Genomic DNA, 5,412 nt, shown 5'->3' on the forward strand with positions numbered 1-5,412 from the left:
CTCCGGAGCCAGAGTCAGTTCCAACGCCGCAGCAGAGGCTTCCGCCGAAACATCCTTGAGGCCGTTCTTTGCTTCGGCCGAGACCGAAGCGCCGGCAACTTCACCCGCAGTAAGGTCGGCTGCAGTCACAGTGTGCGCGATGGTGCCAGCAGTGCTGGCTCCGACGGCGAGAGCCTCGGCCGCACCATCAACGCCAGGCAGCGAAACGCCAGTCAGCGCAACATTGCCGTCATTCTTGGCAGTGACGGGGAACGTGACAATGTCCCCGACGCTGGCGTAGCCGTCGCTGTCCTTGTCTTCCAGGACACCAGTGCCGACCGTCAGTGCCAAGGAGGGCTTGCGGACCAGAACATCCACTTCGCCGCCGTCGATGGTGTATTCCGCCGAAGTGGCGCCGGTACCTTCTGCAACCCACTTTGTGATGGGTTGGAAGAAGCCATTGGCAATGTCCTCGGCCGTGATGACGCGCTTGGCCGTGGCGCACGTGTAGCCGCCGCCGATGGGGATGTCCCGGAACCGGCAGTTGGGTGTCCCTGTGATGTTGAACCCTGCCAGGTCCCCTGCCGTCGGGTAGACGGTGGAGACAATGTCTGCCGTGCTCTTCACGACGAAGGTGTACGGCAGCTGCTGACCAACCGTGTAGGGGTTGGCAGCCAAGTCACGTGAGCCATCAGCGCGCTCACCCTCGATGGTGGCACCCACGACGGGGCTTCCTGTGACGGGTCCGTCCGTGACGGCGATACCGCCGATATTGACCTCCGCCCCTCCGGCAAATTCATTGCCTGCGATGGAATTCAAGCCGATGAGCTTCACGTAGCGGCCAGCCTTAGCGCCGTCAATGGCTATGCGCTGCGGCGCGCTGGCAGCGGTAAATGAACCGCTTGCCACCTTTGAGCCGAAGTCCGTGGGACTTTCGGACACGTAGATCTCGTAGTCCTTGATCTTTCCGTTGGGGCCGTTCTGGCGCTGCGTATATTCAAACCCGGTGACTTGGTAGTCCTTGCCCAGATCGAAGACCACTGAGTGGGGGAATTTATCACTGCCGTTCTGCCACTTGGTGTGCCAGAACGAATTGATGTCGCCATCAAGCAGGGCAGCTGCCGGGCCGTTGGGTGCGGCTTCGCCGGTCAGTTCCTGGGATGAGACTGATTCAATGCTGATCTCACGCTGCGGAATCAAGTTCGCCATGGGCGGCTCTTCACCGCACAATTCATCCGCACACGCCTTGACCACCGGCGCACTGGCAGCTGCAGCTACGGCCTTTTGCCCGTTGTGGGCAATGACGGATAGATCCTTGGCTGCTACCTTGTTGGCGGCCACGTCACCAGCTGTCAGCGTGTAGAGCCGAGTAATGGTTTTGGTGGCGGCAACGTCCAGGTCAAAGTTGGCTTCGCCCGGAACGGCAACGCTTGTCAGCTTGACGTTGCCTGTATTGGCAACACGGCCGGTATAGGTGATGGTGTCACCGACGGTGGCAAAGCCACTGCCGTCAACATCGATCACGGGCCCCGCGGTGTACTCCACCGACACTGCAGGCTTGCGCAGCAGCAGGTCTACTTCAGCACCGGTGACGGTGTAGTTCTGTGTGGTGACTCCAGTTGCATTCGCTTCCCACGTGGTCAGCGGAACAAAGAACCCTTGGGCCAATTCTTCAGCAGTGACTTGATGGCGCGGGGTTGCGCAGCTGAAGTTGCCTGACACTGCAAGGTTATTCCAGCGACAGTTGCCGGCATTGGTGGCACCGCCACGGTCGGCAGGCACCAGAGGATCAAAGTTGCCTGTCAGCGGCACCGCGTTGACGACGACGTTACTGAGGCTGTTGACCACAAATGTGTAGGGAACCTTGCTGCCCACAGCGTAGGGGCTGGTAGCAAGATCGCGTGAAGCTTCTGTCGGTGAGCCCTGGATGTCCAGCCCAATGACGTTCTGCGTGGCGCCGCCGGTGATGGTCACCGGCACCGTCGCTGTAACGATGTGGCCTCCGAGTGAGAGCGAAGCTGACAGGCTGATGTTTCCGGCCTTGGCGTAGGCCGGGATGGTCAGCGGAACTGACACAGTGGCGGAAGCGTTTGGCTCAACGTCGGGAACCACTATGGATCCGAAGGTCCAGCCTGCTTTTGCGGCGAAAGATGCAGTTGCTCCGGAGAGTACCGCCGAGCCATTATTTTTGACAGTCAGTTGTGCTGAAACAGTTGCCCCGTTGGTACCTGAAACGGGGGCGGCCGTGAGAGCGGCAGTCATGGAGTTTGCGCAGTCAACACCCAGCCACGCGGCGTCGAACTTGCCAAAGGTCATGGTGTTGCTATCGCCTTCATAGAAGACACCAAACGTGCCATCACTCAGGGCGGTAGCAGTGGAGTAGCTCATGGCACCGGCCTTGAACTGCTTGCCAGCGCTCCAGCTGACCCCGTCGTTACAGGAGTAGCGGATGGTGCCGTTCTGGCGGCCAGCGCTGGAGTTTGCGTTGGAGAACAAGAGGATCTTGGCCTCGGCGGAACCCTGCGCGGCGTGGGGGTACATCCGCGTAATAGAGGCGTTGTTGACGGGGTCGACCAAGGAGGTGTCAACCGTGACGGGACCATAGCTCTGGCCGCCGTCTTTGGAGATGGCCACTTTACGTCCACCATTGCCGCCGCTGCTGGCACGTGAATTGAGCATGACATCGCCGTTGGAGAGCTCCACGGTTTTGTTCTCATCCATGCCGGTGCCGGTGAACTCGCCGCGTTGCCATGTCTTGCCATGGTCGTCGGAGTAGACGCTGTACGCCTGGTAGGGAACGCTGCCGTTGGCCTGCTTCACCTTGCCGGTGAACTGCTGGATCAGTCGACCCTTGTTGGGCCCGTACTGCAGTTGGATGCCCTCACCCGAGGCAGCAAAAACACCAGAAACGCCGCCAACATTGTTGGCGTCACCCACCGGCTTGACCACATCGGTGATCAAGGGTCCGTCGAGCCCTGCGTACTGCGAGCCTGCCGTGTAGTCCACAGGTGGGAGGTTGGGCATATTACCCGGATCCGTTGACCAGCTCAGGCCCTTGTCCTTGGAGACGGAAACTTCGACGCCGATGATGTTGCGGTCGGCGTCGTCGTTGCCAAAGCCGCTCCCCTGGAAGCCCACGTCCTTTGAATAAACATGGAAGTTGAAGACGTCACCGGTGACCTTGTCAACAATGTAGCTGGGGTCGCTGAAACCGAACTTCTGGTTACCGTTCTTCGCTTCCTGACCACGGGCAATGTAGGTGGGCGTACCCCAGGTGTTGCCGCCGTCAATGCTGCGGCGCTGCACAATTGAATTGGCCGAAGGTGCATCGGCCCCATCAGGGCGGCCGTCATACGAGGCCAATACCACACCGCCACCGAGGTCAGCCAGCGCCGGAATCCGATAAAAGCGGCCAAGGGACGGGTCGATGGCGTTGTCACCGTTGCGGGCCAGGACCTGCTCCACATAGCTTCCAGCGTCCGCGGCAGATGCCTGCCGTGCCGTCGCGAGGGAGAAGGCCGGCCCCATCATGCTGACAAGCAGCCCCGCGGCCAGTACCCCAGCAGTGACCGCAGTTCGCCCACCATTGGGACGGCGAACCGAGTTCAGATAACTCATGTATTCCTTTCAAGTGGCCAAGACCGGCCAAAACACCTGCGAACGAACAAAGCAGCCCTGAGGACCCCCACCTTCTAGGACATAGGACAACCTACCCCATCCCACAGTGCTATGCATCACATGGACTCGAATGTGGTCCTTTCGGATGAAGATGCCTGCTTTATTACTCAAATTCCGCACAAAGATGCCCGCTGATGGCAGCGATATCAATGGCGCTGGACCCGACTGAAGACGCAGTCGCAATGTCCCCTCACGGTGCGGAAATGTGCAAAAGTGCCAACCGCCCGGATATGGGATGCGATGTAGACCACTAAAATTCCCCCGTTTGCAATCACTGCGTAGAATGGGATGGCAAGCTCGCGGAGCGCTTTCCTTATTGATTTTCAGGTTTACCCCTGGTCTGCAAGACAGCGTAAGACGGCACTTCCGTGGCCATCCCCTTTAACACCAGGAGTTCCTTCGATGCCTCGGATCGTTGTCGACGTCATGCTCAAGCCCGAAATTCTGGACCCGCAGGGAAAGGCCATTGTTGGCGCACTTCCCCGCCTGGGCTTCACCGCATTCCCTTCCGTCCGTCAGGGCAAGCGCTTTGAACTTTTCGTCGATGGCGAAGTGACCGAAGAGATTCTGGCTCAGGCCCGCGAAGCGGCAGAAACCATGCTGTCCAACCCTGTCATCGAAGATGTTGTCAACATTGAAGTTGTGGCGGACTAGTCATGACTGAAACCCCCTTGATTGGCGGTGCCGTTCTGGCACCCGTTGATACACGCCTGGCGGGAGCCCGCATCGGCGTCGTGACCTTCCCCGGCACACTCGATGACCGTGACGCTTCACGCGCCGTCCGCCTTTCCGGCGCCACGGCCGTGGACTTGTGGCATGCGGACACCGTTTTGGCCGACGTCGACGCCGTGATCATCCCCGGCGGCTTCTCCTACGGCGACTACCTGCGTGCAGGCGCCATCTCCCGCTTTGCACCCCTGATGGCCAAGATCATCGACGCCGCCAACTCCGATGCCAAGCTGCCTGTTTTGGGTATTTGCAACGGCTTCCAGATCCTGACCGAGGCGCACCTGCTTCCCGGATCCATGATCAAGAACGACCACCTGAAGTTCCTGTGCCGCGACCAGGTGCTGCGTGTGGAAAACAACACGACCGCTTGGACCAACGCCTACGCCGCGGGCCAAGACATCACCGTTGTGCTCAAGAACCAGGACGGCCAGTACATCGCCGACGAAAAGACCCTTGACGCCCTTGAGGCCGAGGGCCGGGTCGCGTTCCGCTATGTGGGCCACAACCCCAACGGTTCACGCCGCGACATCGCCGGCATTTCCAACGCCGCGGGCAACGTGGTGGGCCTCATGCCGCACCCCGAGCACGCAGTGGAGACCGGCTACGGCCCCGCCCACACCGGCACCGACGGCCTGGGCTTCTTCAACTCAGTTTTGAACACTCTTCTGGGAGACAAATAAATGAGCGAGATCTCAACAGAATCCGCGAAAAAGTTCAACATCGACACCGTCGAAAACGCTGCCGCCACCCCCGGGGTTGAGCTGCCGTGGGCCGAGCTTGGTTTGAAGCAAAACGAGTTCGACGACGTCGTGAAGGTTTTGGGCCGCCGCCCCACCGCCGCTGAACTGGCCATGTACTCGGTGATGTGGAGCGAGCACTGCTCCTACAAGTCCTCCAAGAACCACCTGAGCCAGTTCGGCAAAAAGGTCACCGAGGAAATGAAGAAGGACATGCTGGTGGGCATCGGCGAAAACGCCGGTGTCACCAACCTGGGCGACGGCTGGGCCGTGACGTTCAAGATTGAAT

The 5,412-nt window shown here is 60.0% G+C and carries 3 protein-coding genes and 1 pseudogene; 3 read left to right on the forward strand and 1 reads right to left on the reverse strand.

Annotated features, from left to right (window positions below):
- Positions 1-3,597 (reverse strand): discoidin domain-containing protein (locus Q4P21_RS15625; protein ID WP_303389649.1); only part of this gene is annotated, 3,597 nt, incomplete at its 3' end.
- A 462-nt stretch (positions 3,598-4,059) separates the two neighbouring features.
- Between Q4P21_RS15625 and purS the strand changes: the two genes are divergently transcribed.
- From purS to Q4P21_RS15640, 3 genes and pseudogenes are all read left to right on the forward strand, one after another.
- A complete protein-coding gene (purS, locus tag Q4P21_RS15630) occupies positions 4,060-4,311 on the forward strand; it encodes a phosphoribosylformylglycinamidine synthase subunit PurS (protein ID WP_207343406.1) in 252 nt (83 codons plus the stop codon).
- A 2-nt stretch (positions 4,312-4,313) separates the two neighbouring features.
- Positions 4,314-5,066 carry a phosphoribosylformylglycinamidine synthase subunit PurQ gene (gene purQ / locus Q4P21_RS15635; RefSeq protein ID WP_303389650.1) on the forward strand — a complete coding sequence of 251 codons (753 nt, stop codon included), beginning with the start codon at positions 4,314-4,316 and terminating at the stop codon, positions 5,064-5,066.
- Between the two features lie 9 nt (positions 5,067-5,075).
- Positions 5,076-5,412, forward strand: a pseudogene (locus tag Q4P21_RS15640) (phosphoribosylformylglycinamidine synthase II); the annotation flags it as partial.

It is taken from the genome of Arthrobacter sp. (assembly GCF_030540645.1).
Lineage (GTDB): Bacteria > Actinomycetota > Actinomycetes > Actinomycetales > Micrococcaceae > Specibacter.